General features: G+C 54.4%; 26 protein-coding genes. All 26 read right to left on the reverse strand.

Annotated elements, in window-relative coordinates; genetic code table 11:
- Nucleotides 1–243 precede the first annotated feature (243 nt).
- Nucleotides 244–639, reverse strand: coding sequence for a MucR family transcriptional regulator (locus B5F76_RS08940; RefSeq protein WP_087353455.1), 396 nt, complete (start codon nucleotides 637–639; stop codon nucleotides 244–246).
- Between the two features lie 421 nt (nucleotides 640–1,060).
- Entirely contained in the window at nucleotides 1,061–2,104 is a 1,044-nt protein-coding gene (locus B5F76_RS08950) for an SMP-30/gluconolactonase/LRE family protein (protein WP_087353459.1), read from the reverse strand.
- Between the two features lie 285 nt (nucleotides 2,105–2,389).
- Nucleotides 2,390–2,824, reverse strand: coding sequence for a DUF4116 domain-containing protein (locus B5F76_RS08955; protein WP_087353461.1), 435 nt, complete (start codon nucleotides 2,822–2,824; stop codon nucleotides 2,390–2,392).
- 30 nt (nucleotides 2,825–2,854) lie between these two features.
- Nucleotides 2,855–3,916, reverse strand: coding sequence for a tyrosine-type recombinase/integrase (locus B5F76_RS08960; protein ID WP_087353463.1), 1,062 nt, complete (start codon nucleotides 3,914–3,916; stop codon nucleotides 2,855–2,857).
- On the reverse strand, nucleotides 3,913–4,119 hold the full coding sequence (locus tag B5F76_RS08965) for a hypothetical protein (protein ID WP_087353465.1): 207 nt from the start codon (nucleotides 4,117–4,119) through the stop codon (nucleotides 3,913–3,915). The genes B5F76_RS08960 and B5F76_RS08965 overlap by 4 nt, the downstream gene beginning before the upstream one ends.
- Nucleotides 4,116–4,397, reverse strand: a complete 282-nt coding sequence (locus B5F76_RS08970) for a hypothetical protein (RefSeq protein WP_087353467.1) — start codon at nucleotides 4,395–4,397, stop codon at nucleotides 4,116–4,118. The genes B5F76_RS08965 and B5F76_RS08970 overlap by 4 nt, the downstream gene beginning before the upstream one ends.
- Nucleotides 4,394–4,627, reverse strand: coding sequence for a hypothetical protein (locus B5F76_RS08975; RefSeq protein WP_087353469.1), 234 nt, complete (start codon nucleotides 4,625–4,627; stop codon nucleotides 4,394–4,396). Before B5F76_RS08975 ends, B5F76_RS08970 begins: the two co-directional genes overlap by 4 nt.
- On the reverse strand, nucleotides 4,624–4,884 hold the full coding sequence (locus tag B5F76_RS08980) for a hypothetical protein (RefSeq protein WP_087353471.1): 261 nt from the start codon (nucleotides 4,882–4,884) through the stop codon (nucleotides 4,624–4,626). Before B5F76_RS08980 ends, B5F76_RS08975 begins: the two co-directional genes overlap by 4 nt.
- A 75-nt stretch (nucleotides 4,885–4,959) precedes the next feature.
- On the reverse strand, nucleotides 4,960–5,235 hold the full coding sequence (locus tag B5F76_RS08985; RefSeq protein WP_087353472.1) for an HU family DNA-binding protein: 276 nt from the start codon (nucleotides 5,233–5,235) through the stop codon (nucleotides 4,960–4,962).
- Entirely contained in the window at nucleotides 5,198–6,193 is a 996-nt protein-coding gene (locus tag B5F76_RS08990) for a DNA cytosine methyltransferase (RefSeq protein ID WP_446717631.1), read from the reverse strand. Before B5F76_RS08990 ends, B5F76_RS08985 begins: the two co-directional genes overlap by 38 nt.
- Nucleotides 6,120–6,596, reverse strand: a complete 477-nt coding sequence (locus B5F76_RS08995) for a hypothetical protein (protein WP_144268441.1) — start codon at nucleotides 6,594–6,596, stop codon at nucleotides 6,120–6,122. The genes B5F76_RS08990 and B5F76_RS08995 overlap by 74 nt, the downstream gene beginning before the upstream one ends.
- 8 nt (nucleotides 6,597–6,604) lie before the next feature.
- Nucleotides 6,605–6,808: a hypothetical protein gene (locus B5F76_RS09000; RefSeq protein WP_087353479.1), complete on the reverse strand. Its 204-nt coding sequence runs from the start codon at nucleotides 6,806–6,808 to the stop codon at nucleotides 6,605–6,607.
- 298 nt (nucleotides 6,809–7,106) lie between these two features.
- Entirely contained in the window at nucleotides 7,107–7,502 is a 396-nt protein-coding gene (locus B5F76_RS14520) for a hypothetical protein (protein WP_144268442.1), read from the reverse strand.
- Nucleotides 7,503–7,547: 45 nt separating this feature from the next.
- Entirely contained in the window at nucleotides 7,548–8,228 is a 681-nt protein-coding gene (locus B5F76_RS09010; protein ID WP_087353483.1) for a hypothetical protein, read from the reverse strand.
- 26 nt (nucleotides 8,229–8,254) lie between these two features.
- Nucleotides 8,255–8,710, reverse strand: a complete 456-nt coding sequence (locus B5F76_RS09015) for a hypothetical protein (RefSeq protein WP_087353485.1) — start codon at nucleotides 8,708–8,710, stop codon at nucleotides 8,255–8,257.
- A gap of 579 nt (nucleotides 8,711–9,289) precedes the next feature.
- On the reverse strand, nucleotides 9,290–9,493 hold the full coding sequence (locus B5F76_RS09020) for a hypothetical protein (RefSeq protein WP_087353487.1): 204 nt from the start codon (nucleotides 9,491–9,493) through the stop codon (nucleotides 9,290–9,292).
- A 77-nt stretch (nucleotides 9,494–9,570) separates the two neighbouring features.
- Nucleotides 9,571–10,425, reverse strand: coding sequence for a YqaJ viral recombinase family protein (locus B5F76_RS09025; RefSeq protein ID WP_087353489.1), 855 nt, complete (start codon nucleotides 10,423–10,425; stop codon nucleotides 9,571–9,573).
- 88 nt (nucleotides 10,426–10,513) lie between these two features.
- On the reverse strand, nucleotides 10,514–11,326 hold the full coding sequence (locus B5F76_RS09030; RefSeq protein ID WP_087353491.1) for a DUF669 domain-containing protein: 813 nt from the start codon (nucleotides 11,324–11,326) through the stop codon (nucleotides 10,514–10,516).
- A 23-nt stretch (nucleotides 11,327–11,349) separates the two neighbouring features.
- Nucleotides 11,350–12,111, reverse strand: a complete 762-nt coding sequence (locus tag B5F76_RS09035; protein WP_087353493.1) for an AAA family ATPase — start codon at nucleotides 12,109–12,111, stop codon at nucleotides 11,350–11,352.
- Nucleotides 12,111–12,314, reverse strand: coding sequence for a hypothetical protein (locus tag B5F76_RS09040; RefSeq protein WP_087353495.1), 204 nt, complete (start codon nucleotides 12,312–12,314; stop codon nucleotides 12,111–12,113). The genes B5F76_RS09035 and B5F76_RS09040 overlap by 1 nt, the downstream gene beginning before the upstream one ends.
- Nucleotides 12,315–12,383: 69 nt before the next feature.
- Nucleotides 12,384–12,797, reverse strand: a complete 414-nt coding sequence (locus tag B5F76_RS09045; RefSeq protein WP_087353497.1) for a hypothetical protein — start codon at nucleotides 12,795–12,797, stop codon at nucleotides 12,384–12,386.
- 89 nt (nucleotides 12,798–12,886) lie between these two features.
- The gene (locus tag B5F76_RS09050) at nucleotides 12,887–13,138 is read right to left on the reverse strand and encodes a hypothetical protein (protein WP_087353499.1); all 252 of its coding nucleotides are present in this window, start codon (nucleotides 13,136–13,138) and stop codon (nucleotides 12,887–12,889) included.
- 10 nt (nucleotides 13,139–13,148) lie between these two features.
- Nucleotides 13,149–13,430 (reverse strand): hypothetical protein, encoded by a 282-nt coding sequence (locus tag B5F76_RS09055; RefSeq protein WP_087353501.1) that lies wholly within the window; start codon nucleotides 13,428–13,430, stop codon nucleotides 13,149–13,151.
- 204 nt (nucleotides 13,431–13,634) lie between these two features.
- Nucleotides 13,635–13,979: a hypothetical protein gene (locus tag B5F76_RS09060; protein WP_087353503.1), complete on the reverse strand. Its 345-nt coding sequence runs from the start codon at nucleotides 13,977–13,979 to the stop codon at nucleotides 13,635–13,637.
- A gap of 4 nt (nucleotides 13,980–13,983) precedes the next feature.
- The gene (locus B5F76_RS09065) at nucleotides 13,984–14,421 is read right to left on the reverse strand and encodes a hypothetical protein (RefSeq protein ID WP_087353505.1); all 438 of its coding nucleotides are present in this window, start codon (nucleotides 14,419–14,421) and stop codon (nucleotides 13,984–13,986) included.
- Nucleotides 14,422–14,451: 30 nt separating this feature from the next.
- Nucleotides 14,452–14,706 carry a hypothetical protein gene (locus B5F76_RS09070; RefSeq protein ID WP_087353507.1) on the reverse strand — a complete coding sequence of 85 codons (255 nt, stop codon included), beginning with the start codon at nucleotides 14,704–14,706 and terminating at the stop codon, nucleotides 14,452–14,454.
- Nucleotides 14,707–14,934 lie beyond the last annotated feature (228 nt).

Genomic DNA, 14,934 nt, shown 5'->3' on the forward strand with positions numbered 1-14,934 from the left:
GCAGTTGCGGTGGAGCGCCGCTCTCCGTCCTTAAGCAGTATATCGAATCCCAAAGAACTCCCAACTAAAGGCAAACTTGCCAAGCTAGGGGCGCCTTATATCCTCCCCCCTGAAGGGAGAAGTTTTACGGCGCGCTTGATAAAGAAAGGGGATCCGCAAACATTTGCCTGCAGATCCCCTTCGTTTTTTGCTGTGTCTGGCAAAAGTAGCCAGCACAAGAAAAGTGATGCCGTCTTTCCGGCACTAGTCCATATTCTGGCCCCTGCGCTCCCACAGACGCATTTCCTGCATCTTCTTGCGGCGCATGCGAACAAGACCCTTGGCGGTGAGGGAGACGTCCTTCTTCAGGCCCCACTTGGCCTTGTATTCCCTGGCGGTCAGGCCATGGGTCTTCAGATGACGGATGGTCATCACCTTGAACTTCTTGCCGCATTCAAGGCAGGTCACATAGGATTCGCCAATGGAACGCTTGGGATCCACAACAGGAGCAGTCGTGCTGCCATCGCCCTCGATTGTGGCTTCAAGAGCATGGGCAACTTCGGACACGTAGCTTGCAACCTCGGCTGCAGTCATGGGACGGACACCCGCCTGTGCACGGGCAATTTCCAGAGCCTGCTGCATGATATCCTGATTTGGCATAATAGCACTCCTTTTACGGTTGGAAGGTTATGAAGAAAAATTGCTGGCGAATAGTGTCACATGCCTTACATACTGTCAAGGAGCATTTTCTTTATCCCTGTTTTGCAGCCTCGGTCAGTCCAAGGAAAATGCATGGAACGAGAAGAAGCAAGAACTTCAAGAAGAGTGAAAAAGCACTCTCAAGAAGACAGGTTCAAGCTTTGCCAAGTTCGCTCAGTTTTTTTTCGGAGTGCAGGGAAAAATGTGCAGAAAAGCCTGTCTTTTTCAATGGCAAGCCCTGTATTGCAATTGTCGCATTCCGTTCAATGTGTAGTATATATGTGGCAGGGACCAAGGAAAGATCGCGCCAGAATCTTGCCTCGCAAATGGAAGGGCTTTCCTAGACATTTTTCCAAGCAGGTGTCAAGAGATCCCAAGGAACTTACTTGGAATTCACAGGGTGGGAAAGGCCCGGCGCAAAGGCAGTTGCCTCGAAGATATGGGAGCCATCCACATGATTTGCGCGATCCGAGCCTGTGAGAATGAGCATCTTCCGGGAGCCTGGCTTGATGGCCATGCAGGTTGTGCGAATGTGGCGCTCCTTTTCGCGGCCTGGCAGGAGCACCTGGCCTATGGGAATGCCGTACTTGTTGAGGCAAAGGACGCGTCCCTGGCGCACAATGCCGATGTAGAGGTTGCCGTCGCTGTCCACGCGCATGGAGTCGGGCCCTGGGCCAGTGAAATAATAGGCCACAAAGCTTCCCGTGGGCAGTGCCCTTGTGGGGCTTGCCAGCATGACAAGATGCAGGACGTTGCGGGCGAATTCCGTGACGTAGAGTGTCTTTCCGTCCGGCGAGAGGGCCACGCCGTTGGCCTTGGCGAGATGGGGAATGACAGGCGTTATGGCCTTGTAGTCGGGGCTTGCGTAGAAGGCGCCGCCAAGGGGCTCTGTGGCAGAACCCCTGAAGTCCGTGAAGTAGAAGCCGCCGTTCTTGTCAAAGCACAGATCGTTCGGGCGATAGCCAAGGGTAGGCGAGAGAATGGTCTCAAGTTTTCCGCTTGCAAGATCAAGGGCAAAGATGCCGCCTTCATCCTTGCCGCTTTTGTTGGCAACGACAAAGAGTCGTCCGTCCCTGTGAAAGGCAAGGCCGCTGGGCGCATAGCCATCCTGCATGGCGTAGACTTCGGAGAGCTTTTTGTCCGCCCCAAGGCGCATGATGCGCTTGCCTGTCACATCGCAAAAGAGCAGGGAGCCATCCCTGTCAAAGACTGCGGCCTCAAGTATGCGGTTGTCGGTAGAAACGTCAAAGTAGAGCTTGCCCTTCTCGGTGACGAGATTCCTCTCTGCTGGAGGTATGGGCAGGGGACCGCGCACCTCGTCCGTGTACTCAAGGGCAGATGCCGGGGCAAGGAAGGGGAAATGGAAGGCAAGGGCGAAGACAAGGCAGAAAAGAACGCGCCCTGCGTGTCGAAGAGTCTGTTTCATATGTGGTATTCGGCGCTATTGCCTTGCATGTGCACGGGGATTTGCGCCGCCTCCTTGTTTAAGGATCGCCTGGACTGGTTGTGTATCCGATCGGAAAACGTAAAGCAAGGATTGAACAGGGGAAAATGCTTGCAAATTTGAAAATATATCCTGCTTTTCTCGGGCCATGACAATGTATTTGTCAAAATATTACCTTTTTATGTCAGGAAATTTCCAAAATATATCAGAGTATGACACAAAAATAGCATTGGCTGTTTGTTTGAGTACAGCCTGTTTTTCCCGATATCATGAAAACCACGAGGGAGAGGAGGCTGCGGGGCAGGACTGGGTGGAAAAAAGCCCCTGGGCTTGCGCTGGCAAAACCCTTGCGCTCTGAACCCTTGCGTCCTGACCCCTTGCCCTTTGCGGGCTTTCCTGCCTTTTTGCGAGGTTTGCCCTTGCAGCCCTTGCCTCGGCGTCCAGGAAGGCCACTGCATCGGAACTTCCCTGTACGGCTGTGAGGGCAGCGCGGCGAACGATCTCGTCCCTGGCGTCTCCTGGAACGTCCCTGATGAGGCTTCCGTGGCCGTGCACTGCGGCAGAACAAATCTCCCTGTCGCGCCTGAACCTGTCCGGCACGTGACGATAGGCCCAGGGAAAGTTTTGCACAGCCTGTATGCACATGTCGCGCGTCTTCCAGGCATCCGGAACAAAGATGAGGGCGCTTCCGCTTGTGCGCATGGGCGATGTTTTTAAGCTATCTATCTGTGATTATTTGTTTTCTTGCTTAGATCCCGCACCAAGTTGCACCAATGGATTTGCTTGTGCTGCCCGGCGCTGTTGTGCGGCTGCCACGACGCTGGCGTAGACCGACGCAGTGATACCTGCATTGGCGTGCCCGAGCTGCTTTGAGACACCGGGAAGATCTGCGCCTGCGGCAAGTGCCATGGATGCGACAAGGTGTCGCATGGCATAGGGCGCTATCTTGACTCCCACCTTGACACAAACTTCTCGCCAACGCCTTTTGAAACTCGGGTAATTTAGCTGTGCTGTACTCTTGCCATGGCAGACATATTTGCGGCCAACAGCCTTGTCTGTCTGATACCTTTCCCATGCTTCTGTCAGGTAGGATTCCGGCGGATACACAGTCTTGTCACGGTCTACCTTGGACATGTAAACCTTCACCGAACGGGTGTCCCAATCGAAAGCGGACCATTCCAGATTTACAAGCTCCTTGCCCGGCCTGAGACAGAGGGCCATACAGGTACGGCATGCCCACTGCATATAATCTGGAAGAGTTGTGTACACTGCCTGGAAATCCCTGAAACTACCGTTCTTGTGGCGTACCTTGTCTTTGACTTTTACCCTGTACTTTCTCCAGGGGTCGAAAGGAATGAGGTCTTCAGACTCTGCCCAAGAGAGTACAGATTTCAAACAGCTGATATTTTCGTTGACGGTTATCCCTTTCTGGCCTCGCTCTAAAAGGCGAAACTTGAAGTTTTCCAAGTCACGCCTGTTCAGCTCAGTGCAGAATTTGTCAGCAAGAAACTCGGCAGGCCCTTCGGTGTGCTTGCCGTCCCGCTTTCTATCGTAGCCATTGACTAGAAAGGAATAGATTTGTTTCCTGCGATCACAAAGATCATGAGTGCGGACATAGTCCACAACCGCAGCCCCTAATGTCAGCCGGGTTTCTTTTTGCCTGTCATACTGATTTTCGTCGTCAAACCTCCTTGCGTCTTCTTCGGTCTGAAAAGCGGCTTGCCGCCACTTGCCTGATACTATATCCTTGTACTTGACGATCCATCGGCCGTCATTTCTTTGACTCACACTCATACGGATTTCCCTGTAAGTATGAGCCGCTCCCGTGTCTTGCGCTTTAGCATGGCACGGGGGCTTTTTCTACTGCCTGTGTCGCCTGGGGTTTTGCTCAACAGTTCTGCCCGGCGCAGGTCGAGAGCTGCCAGCTTCTTGGCAAGGACAAGGATCTTCTCTTCTAACAGTTTGAGTTCTGTTTGCTTATTGCTGTCTTCTGTCATTGTGTCACCTCGCCTTGCTGGACAATGAGAACCAGAGCGTCGGAGGAGGAGAGAAAAAATTTGCATGCCCTGCGCACAGTCATGGTACAGCGTCTCTTGCACTCATTCTTTTGCCAGTGGGCGCATGCCTCGCAAGTGACCGTGTAGGACAGCCACACGGAGCTGACGCCGAAATCTTTCAGCAGCTGGCCCATGAGAGCGCATAGGGCGGTCTGATTGAGAGGAGGGCGCAGGCCGTACAGGTCACATGCGTAGCGCAAGAGCATGTCATTGGTCATCGCTTGTCCTGTTCCTTGTAGGCAAGTTTGCATTCATGGACGCAGCGCTTGTGCGCATCCCGTGCGCCTGCCTCGTTGTCTGCGTAGAGCCTGCGCACAGGGGCAACGGAACTGGCAGCCGTGCGGGGTAGGTAGATGGAGCTTGTCCAGCTGTCTGCCTTGTGCCGGACGGTGACGATCTCAAACTCGCCCACGGTGTCCCGCCACCTGACTTCATCGTGCATTCTCATCGCAGGTCCTCCGGCAAGATGAAGACAGACACGTGCCAGCAATGTTCCCTTGCGTGGTATGCGCCACCCAACCGACAGGGCTCCCCGAACAGTTTGCGACAGCTCGGATTACAAAGCTTGTCCTTCATGCCGTGTTTTTCTGCCCACTCCCAGGGACACAAGCCACCTGCCAGCCGTGCCATTTCATCGCACAGGGCAGACTTTTGTTTTTCCAGTTCTCGCACCTGTCTTTGCAGGGCAAACATTTTGTCTTCCATGTTTCCCTCCGGGGACCCGACCCCTGCGTTGCGGAGCAGCCGGTTACTGGGATGCAGGGGCCGGGTGATTTGTGTCTACTTGCTGTTTGCTGCCTCACGCAAGGCTTTGCCGGGCGTAAAGCGGACAACCTTGCAGGCGGGGATGTCTATTTCTTCCCCTGTCTGTGGGTTTCGTCCTTTGTGGGCGGGGCGGTCTACTACCTTGAATGTACCCAGTTCCATACTGATTGTCTTTTCGTCCTTGACTGCGGCAAGGATGGCCTGTGTAAAGCCTTTCAGAAATTTCCTTGTCTCTTCCGGCTTGACGCCCATATTATTGGCAATCTTGTAAATCAACTCTCTTTGAATCATGTGCTTCTCCTTCCCCTGTCAGGGTGTAGTCAATGAATGCTTCTATGAATGCTTGCGCCTGGGGGACGCAGAGAGCGTTGCCATAACCGCGCAGTTGCTCCACTGTGCCGGGTATCCCATGAGCCACCGGCAAAAATCCGGATTCAAGCGGACTTGGGAAAGGGCGTGCGATAGGTCTTCCATACCGCGGATCGTGTCCAGGAGTTGCGAGCCAACACGCAGCATCCCAAAATGTGCGAACACTACGGTCGATACCTGATCCAGTCTCGGCTTGCCGTCCTGTCGGAGTGCCTGCATGTAGGGCACATCCTTCCCCATCCGTGCCGTTGGCGTCGGCCATCCTTTCAACGTGAAAATCTTGTCCAGTCCGTCCGGATGCAAGGTCTGCAACCCAGTACAGCCTTTGTCTAATGTGCGGCGCGCCCGCGCTTGCTGCACAGGTAACAACCGCCCCGACGGCGTAGCCATCTGCTTCCAGGTTGTCGCATACAAGATCCAACCAGTGGAGCCCGTCACTGGATGCAACCTGCTCGCCAAAGACCGTGTGAGGGCGGCACTGGCTAATGAGCCTGCGGAACTCAGGCCAAAGGTGTCGGCTGTCTGCAAAGCCTCGGCGCTTGCCTGCTGCACTGAAGGGCTGGCAGGGGCAAGAGCCGGTCCAGACGGGCCTTTCATCGGGCCATCCTGCTTGTCGCAGAGCGAGGGACCATCCACCAAGGCCTGCGAAGAAATGACACTGGGTAAACCCGGCAAGGTCGGCAGGTTGGACATCTGCGATACTCCTTTCATCCACTTCTCCCGGAGCGATGCAGCCGGCTTTGATTAGCTCCCGTAACCATGCCGCGGCAAAGGGGTCAATCTCATTGTAGTAGGCTGCCATGACATTAGCGGCGTGGCATTGCCCACCATGTGCGCATCCAATCCGGATCGGTGGCGTAGAAGTTGTTTCCGTCCACATCTGCGGAATTGTACCTGTCCAAGTAGGAGGTTGTCCTTGTCAGTGTCCGGTTTAAGAAGCCGTAGAAGGCAGACAAGTCGGGCGCTCCCGGCTGTCCGGACAAGGCGGCTTCTGCCGGTCCTTCCCAGAGCACTTCACCCCATGCGTCCGGACGTGGGCAACCGATGCCCAGGGTGGGCACGTCCTTCAGCTTCTTCACCTTCACAAGGTACAAGCGCTGATCTTGGCTGTCCCATATGTTCAGCGCCGCTATGTCGCCAAACATTGCCTTTTGGACGGTCCCGCACTCTGTCTGGTAGCCCTTGTCCTGATAGGCAATGACAGGGGCAAGGCCGCCGTCTTCGCGGAACACAAGCAGCCTGTAGCCTGTGTTGCTCATTGCGCTCCCGTTCAAAACTCTCATGTTTGCCTCTACAAATAGTCCTTTGCATCGTATTCCGCTTCTGTGCCCTCTGGAGCTTCCTCGCCTTCGACAGTGAAGGAAATCATGTCACCCAATTGGCCGTAGAACAGCTCTGTTGCTGCGTCCTTGGCTTCCTCTGGGCTGTCCGCCTTGATGCGGTAGCCCTGTTCAATCAGAGGGTCGGGGAGTACTGTCACGTTGTAGACTGGCATTGCTCTGGCTCCTATTGCGTATTCCTGGGCTGTGGAACTTCTATCGTTGTAGACTTCTCTTGCGGCTCGCATTGCATTGGCTGCGGGCCGTTGGGTGTCCGCTCCCACATCTGTGTCAGGCCGCCTGCATTGTAGTAGGTGCTGCGGTAAAGCAGGTACTGATACCCGTTGATACATATCAAATCAAAATCTCTGTCACCTCTTATGGGACGGGTGTACAGCTCCCGTTGATCACTGCCCCCGTTGCAGCCCGTGACAAGCAAAGCCATGACTGCCAAGAGTAGAATTGCTTTGCGCATTATTGGTCCTTGTCCTGCGTGGTAACACTCTTCGGTTCCGGTTGTTTGTTCCAGGCTACAAGAGCGGCGGGGATGGTCTTTTCAGAGAGCCCAACATGTTGGCAGCTCGCGCAACATACGAAGTATCCGCAAGGTCCTTTTAAAACAGTGAGGTAATCATCCTCTTCCCCTGTGTTTCCGCAGGAAGGACACTTCTTGGGAGGAATATTCTTTTTATACCATTCGTTTATTGAATTATTCCAAGCATCTGCAGGTTCATCATTAAAATCATAGTCAAAATTAAATCCGCAATTTGAACAAATTGTTTTGCATGTATCGCCTGGTTGCCATTCATAAGTCGTCGGCGTCTCCCCACAGATAGGGCAGGGGAGAATAAAAGGAAATTTCATCGTCATACCTCTCTGCGTGGTGACGTATGCGCAGCCCACGGGAGGGGGAAGTTACTTGCTTATGGGCAAAAGCTGTGCTGTGAAGCGTCCATAGCTTCCCGGAGTGGGACCACCGGGGCGCCAGTCACCCAAGCCGACCATCTTGCCAGACAGATCCAGGATGCGCTGCAACACCTCTTGCGTCAGGCCGGACTCCTCTTCATCGAAAACCGTCAATGTGCCCTTTGCTGTCCAATTGCGGAACAGTGGACGGACTCTGACATGCTTTGCCTTGCCGACACGGGCACGCTTCACGAACAGCTCAAAGCCATGCTTTTCGGCAAACTCCATATGCTCCTCGAAATTGTTGTTGCCGTTCATGGTCTTGATATCTTCCCACATGACTTCCTGCCCATTGGTGAAGAGCTGGAACTGGATCACGTCCAGGTTCAATCCGTACTGAGTCTGCTTCTTGAAGGTCTCTGTCTTGCGCCCCGTCTTCAGCTTTGCGCCACCCTCGCGCAGCATGCTCATCACACAGTCGGCATCAATGCCCACGGTCTTCTTGTCTGTGTACAGGCATCCAATCCACGTCCAGGCGGGGGAGCGGTCATCGCCGGCCTGTGACAGTTCCTTGTTTTCGGGAGCCTTCTGCCACTTCTTGACCACTTCGGAAAATTCCAGGTTATCCCTGTGGAGAAGAAGAGGGGATTCGCCAGTCAGAATGATTTCATATTGCTTTGCTTCTGCCATGATTAGATCTCCTTGTGTCCATGTGTTTACAGTTCGGGAAGAATGGGCGGCCTCTTGGCTGCATTGGTCACAGCAATCAGGCCTGCGTTCTTCTGGAGTTTTGTCATTGTTTCCCGCTCGGTCGAATCGAGTTTTGCAGTGTCGATTTTGGTGGTGATCGTCACTGCCTTTGCCATCATCTTTGTGGCAGTATTGTATTTGCCCACTGCCATATCGAGCTTGTTCCGGTCGTTCGCGACCATGAAACCCGTTCCCGCGAGCGTTTTCAGGACGATATTGGTTGTTTGCTCCAACGTCTTGCGCCACGCTGCCGTCACAGTCTTGAAGCGGGAAGAGCGGACATGCACGCCGATTGCCTGTGCTACGTCAACATATGTGAGGACCTGCCCTTCCTGCATGCTTTGCACCGGGAAGGTCTCCAAGAGTTTCTTCACGTCTGGAGCGGTAGGAACACCGTTCCGAAAGACTGATACATCTGCCATGTAGTTACTCCTTGTTTATCCATGTTCCACGCCATACCTTGCCAGGCGGTACCACACCCGACCGGGCCTAATCACACCCCGCCAAATTCCGAGCCCAGCTTTGCCTGAGCCAACCACGCGTTACCACGTTCCTTGCCGCAGCCAACCATGCCGGACCCAACAGTGCCTGACCAAACCGTGCCCGGCCGAGCCCCACCGTACCAGGCCGTACAGCACCATGACTTGCCATGTTCCCTGCCTAGCCTCGCCGGGCCAGGACGTACCTTGCCCGACCTCACCACACAGCGCCACGTTCCATGCCACGGCCTACCATGCCAGACCTAAACGAGCCGAGCCGAAGCCAACCGGGAACATATCGTTGTCATCATGCTCCTCGTCTTTGTGTCTGCATACCTAGATCCTTGCCCCACCTCGCCAGACCATACCGGGGCCCGCCCTGCCTTGTTCCCTGCCCAGCCCCGTCTAGACTCACCTTGCACAGCCGGGACTTGCCACGATCCGCGCCGTACCGGGCCGAGCCAAGCCTAAGCCCGCCAGACCCTACCGAAACGCGCCTGACCATGCCGTGGTCCTCGCAAGCTATTCCCGTGCTTCTCCCAGCTCCAAGGTGTAGCCGGAGATTGTTTCAGCCAACACCTTTTCGCCGTTGCTGATTGCCCAGCGGGTAGCCCTCAGCAAGAACTCTCTGGCAACGGTTGCGGTTTCGGGATATGCCTTTGCTTCAAGAAACAGGAAGTGCGCACGTTCCTTGATAAAATTTGCAGTTGCATTTATCTGTCTCATATCCTATTCTCCTTTCATCACGTTTAGTTGCTCGACTCCCCTTTTCGGAACCATTTTGGGGAGTCGGGCTTCTTTTTTTATGCTGTTTCCGGTTCGGGTTCCGCGTAGAACGGCATGGGGTCCAAAAGGTCCGCAAAGTGCCACTGTGGGCAGCCCTTGCCCCACTTTTTGATCCAACGCTTGTGCTTCACGCAGTAGGCTTTCAGACCGAAAAATCTCAGTTCCCAGCACGTCCCACACGTCTGTCTTGTCTGGACATAGGGACTGTGCCAGCAATGCCCGGCGTACTCGCACATTCGGCATTCAGGGCTGTCTTCCCTGAAAGCTCTGTCCGGTGCCTCGTTGGAGCCAATGATTTGGGTTGCCCTGGCTTCCAGCTCCCGGAACGCTTGCGGGTTGAAGTAGACGCGTTCCGTGTAGATCTCGCAGTTGTTCTTGTTCATGCAGACGAACAATGCCCTTTCGAGCCCTGCATATCCCATGTAGCACTGCACTTGGGCTGCGTAGGTGGGAGCTACCTGGCAAATGGTCCCTGTCTGGAAAGCCTTGAAGCGTGTTGCGCTGGCTGACTTGATTTCGAGGATGTGCGGCCTCTGTGTAACACCGTGAATAATGCCGTCACAGTGGCCCCCGAACAGTCCATTGAGGGCGCTAAACTCTGTTTGCTGGCCCTCCACCTGATACCCTGCCAGTTGGAGCCAGCGCAGTACCTCCTGCTCCACTGCGTTGCCGAGGCTGAAAATCATCTCCACACGTCCCGCCTGAGTCATGGGGGAGTATTGGCGGAACCCGTACCAAATCTTGCGGGCGCATGGGTGGCCTATGCCGGACATGCCAAGGTAGTCACGGGCCGACTCGTTGTGCAGCGCCCGGCTGGCTGCCTCGTACATGGCGCTTGCCACTGCATCGATTTGCAAGGTGTCCTGACTCATGGCTTTGCCTCTTTGTTATGCGGGGACAGGTAAACACCTCCAGCCTGTCCCCGCAACCCTTGGGGGAGGTAGGGATTAATTTGACGGCCTAGAAAGGCGTGTCATCAATGCTGCCCTTCTCCGGTGTGGGGAAGGTAGCTTCCTGCGGCTGTGGCCCCTGCTGCATGTCCTGTGCGTACTCACTGGGCTGTACATTCTGTGCTTGTGTCTGTGCTGCCTGCGGGGCAGGGCGCTGGGGAGCTTGTGCGGGCTGTGGTCTTGCCGGTGCAGAAGCAGCTTGTGCGGGGCGTGGTGCCTGTGCTGGTTGCGGAGCCTGTGCCGGCTGCGGGGCTTGTGCTGCCTGCATGGGCTGTCCCTGCGCATAGGTTCCCTGTTGCATGGGAGGATTCAGCGGAAAGTAGGCTGACACAACGTTTCCCAGCTCGCTTGTCAGCTCTTTTGTTTCCCTGTCACGCACCTGGCGTTGCTTGATACCTGCCAGAAATTCCTTGCCGGGAAGCTCTGAAATCTTGCCGCCAACGTTTGGGTTCAGGCCAATGGCGTGCCTGAGAGCCTTGAAACGCTGCTTTGCGTATTCCGGGTTGTCTGCCCACAAGAAGAAGGACTCGTATACCTGGCAACCTCTGTATTGCCCTTCCGTGATCACATAGGTCACATTCAGATACGGCTTCTTTGCTCCCTGCTTTCTTTCTGCGTTCTTGATGCACACGGGATATTCGCCGTTGGGAAGAAGCGTTGTCCCGGTGTATTCCTCGGTCTGGGAGAGGTCCATACCGATGTCATCGTAGTCGTCTCCACCACCATATCCACCACCATATCCGCCGTAACTGCCACCACCGTAGCTGTTGCCTGCATAACCACCGTTGTTCACGTATCCGCCACCATAACCGTTGTTGTACATGTGAGTTCTCCACAAAATAGAGTTTAGCTGAGTATCTTGTTTCTGATTGCCAACAAGCTGGGATACTCAGTTTCAGCCAGCTTGCCGCTTCTGTCCTTTGCCAATCCGACTGGGTTCCTTGTGTTGAACACCAGGACTTCCTGCATCATGGGTGCTTCGGGGTTGCCCATGTTCAAAGTAATGCGATCCATCACAAACACCTCGTCAAAGTAGCTTGTGAGGCGACCTTTCAGCTTGGCTCCCGAAATGTCTGGAGCCGGAAAAATCCTTCCAGTTGCCTTGTCCTTGTCTGTTGTAATCAGACATGTGAACACCACATTGACACGTGGCAAATCACGAAATGCCTTCACAAGGTCCGTCATTTGCTGCGAGTATTCACCCCACATTTTCAGGGTATCGGAACTTGACGGAAATTTTCTCTGCAAGTCTTCAGCGACCCTTGAAGCGATTTCCGTGAGACTGTCGATAAATACCCACTGATAACCAGCCTGATAAAAATTGGGGGATTGGCAGTAGCGCAGGGCTTCCTGAAAGTCTGCCAGGCTGCGGACCTCGAAGCCTTCGACCTGTCCGCTTGCCACAAGATCCCTGACACACAAGAGGCCGCTTTCTGCCGACAAAACCAGGACTTTTTCAGGCTGGAAACCCGACTGGACCCATTGGCCTCCCTGAAAGTCCTGCCCAAGCAAGCACCTGATTTGAGAGGTCTTGCCGATACCGGCAGGGCCAATTAGAAGGGCGCATATCCTGTCAGCCGACTGGGCTGTTATGCGTTGAAGTGCCATCAGTTTCCCTCCAAAAACTGCTTGTGCTTTGTCATTGCTTCCTCAAGAGAAGTAGACCAAACCTGATGTACCGGGTTGCCCCATGCCTTCAGGGAGTTATTCTTGACGGCAATGGTTTCAAAGTTGTCTGGGGCAAGCTGGCACGTTGAAACGATTGTGCCGTCTGCCTTGTTCTCCTTGACAATCAAATGAGGGTATTCCATGATTTGACCTCACCTTTTGTTACTTGCCGCCCTGATTCCGTACACCTCTCAGGGCGGCGTTTTTGTTTGCTACGCTTCTGCCTCTATGTGTTCGAACGTCACGGTGGGGGCGCCGGGCTTAACCATCCGGGCGGCGCTAATGAGCGCCCTGTATTCGTCCGGGGTAGCCGGGTCCATCATGTAGGTGTTCAGATCCTTGGCCGACTTGGGCTTGTATTCGTAGTCAAACGCCTTCTGAAATTCCTTGACCCCCATTTCGTTGACCGCTTTGCGCAGGGCCTTTTGATCCCAGCTCACGGTTTCCCTGAGTTGAACCTTGACGGCGTAGCCATTGGCTGCCATGTGGGCGGTCTTGCCGTTGACGGGGAAGGTGGCGGCTGCAAGAAGCTTGGCATTGATTGCTGCCAACCTTTCCTTGTCCTGCGCCATACGTTCCTTGATTGCGTAGCCTTCCCTGAGAAGGTCTGAAATCTCGTTTGTCATGTTACACCTCCAATATGTCAAAATTTGGTCCCTGCCCCGATAACCTTTCCAACCTCAATGTATTTTTATTGAGCGGGGCAGGGTGATTTCTATCCCCAAGAGGGGCAGACGAAAGAGCTGCCGCCTACTTCGATGAAATACGGGTAAACATACCCGTTCCGATAAATGACTCTGCGCCCGTCCATCCTGACCACATCGTGATCCTCGCTGCCTTCCAGGGCCTCAAGGATCTCTTGGCACACGCCCACCCAAGACGTGTGCAAGAAGGGGCGCTGTTCCGGGGCAACCAGTTCCTTGATGCTGATTGCCTCGTTCAAAGTCAGAGGGTTCTGCCTTCTCATGGCTGCCTCCCTAGAAGCAGATTTCGGGGCGTATCTTCACCTCATCCGCATTCTCTATCGTGAAGAAATTGCGGGGGTTGCAGTACCTGTCATAATCGGTATCTGATGCGCACTGCCATTCCATGAATATTTCAGGAAAGCGCCTTTCAAGCTCTTCTTCGATACGGAGCATTTCATGGTGTAGTTCCATGCGCTCCAAAAGGTGATCATGAAAGGTCTTCCACAACTGACACAAGGTTGACGTTGCCCTCGTGCGTACAAACTCATTGGCCTGCTTCTCGACTGAACACATTTCCTTCTCTCCCCATTGGTCCCCCACCCGGCTTCTTTCACATCAACTTGGGTTGACGTTCCGGGTGGGGGTAGCACAGAAAGTCCCCACTCCCTGCGCTTTGATTTTTCCTTGACGGGCAAGCCCCTTTGTGAGAGCTTGCCCTTACCTCTTTTTTGACGTTGGCCCTATGTGCTTGTTGACCGCTTGCACATGGGGCCTTTTCTATTCTTGATACTCGATTTCGTCCCCAGAGAAGGGCACGAAGTAGCCTTCAAGCGGCCCCTCTTGATAGACCCAGTAGGGATCGTGATCCTCAAGGGTCTCGCAGTCAGGGCAGACATAGCGGCGGGCCTTGAAACCCCACGCCGTGCGCTTGACCTCATCCGTGCGTACCATCGGCTCACCGCACCCAGGGCAGACACCCTTATAGGGTTCGTCCAGTCCATCGGCCCCCAGGCGGGCATAGATTTCTTCTGCATCGAGATTGAGCCTTTGCAGGGCACTCAAGCGCCCTGTGTCCTGCATGGCGTCAAAGCGCAATTCTTCCAAAAGCGATGCGTGTGACATTTTCCTACTCCCCGCAAGCGGCCAAGGTGGCCTTGAAGTCTGCCAAGAACTTGGCTTCGGCCTTGTAGTCGGTCTCAAGGTTTTCGAGCTGGTGGGCAAGGGCGAAAATCTTTTCAGCGCCCTCACGCTCGGCAACGGCCTTGGCAAGCTGCTGGTAGACGGCTTCCACGTCTACCGACATGTCAGCCAGCTTGGCCTCTTCCTCGACCACGAAAGCGGCCTCGTATTTGTTGCGAAAATCAGAGAAGAACCGGCTGCCCTGTGCCAGGTAGCCCTTGGCTGCCTTTTCTGGGCCCTCGAATTCCTCTTGCCCTTCACGGGTGAAGCCAGCCAGCTCCATCGTGCGGGCGAAGTCGGCCACGTCCTTGTTCTCAAGGTTCAGCCCAGTCAGGGCTGCGAACCTTTCAGCGTCCTCAAAATAAGCAGTGTTAATGTTCAACATGGGTTTCACCTCCATAAAACCCTAGATTTACTACCTACCAAGATCACTATCTGGAACTACAAAACCATCATTCTCTCCAGCATTATATACCCATACACTACCAAGAAGTCGTTCTTCTTCTCCACAGTCTTGGCATATCCATCGGGCCATTGCCTCTCCGCTCACACTGGTGCCGTGGTCTATGACCTCCATCTCGGCCCCGCAGTAGGGGCAGGCACCTGTGAAGAGTTCGAGGTCGTCGACCTCCTCCCAATCTTCTTCCGCTAAACCCAAATCCACCAGCATCCCCTCACCTCCTTGGGTTGTGGGCTCCGGCCCTGTGCCGGTTCCCGTTTGCTGTTGAAAAACTATTAGCACTTGCTAATTTCTCTGGCAAGAGAAAAATTTGCATTCTCTAATATTTTTCCGTAGAAAATTTTTTGCCACCCCACCGCCCCCACCCGGAGCCTGGTGACTAGGCAACAAAAAAGCCCCACCAGGGGAGAGGGTGGGGCAGGTCACACTATATAGGAG

It is taken from the genome of Desulfovibrio sp. An276 (genome assembly GCF_002159665.1).
In the GTDB taxonomy this organism is placed as follows: domain Bacteria; phylum Desulfobacterota; class Desulfovibrionia; order Desulfovibrionales; family Desulfovibrionaceae; genus Desulfovibrio; species Desulfovibrio faecigallinarum.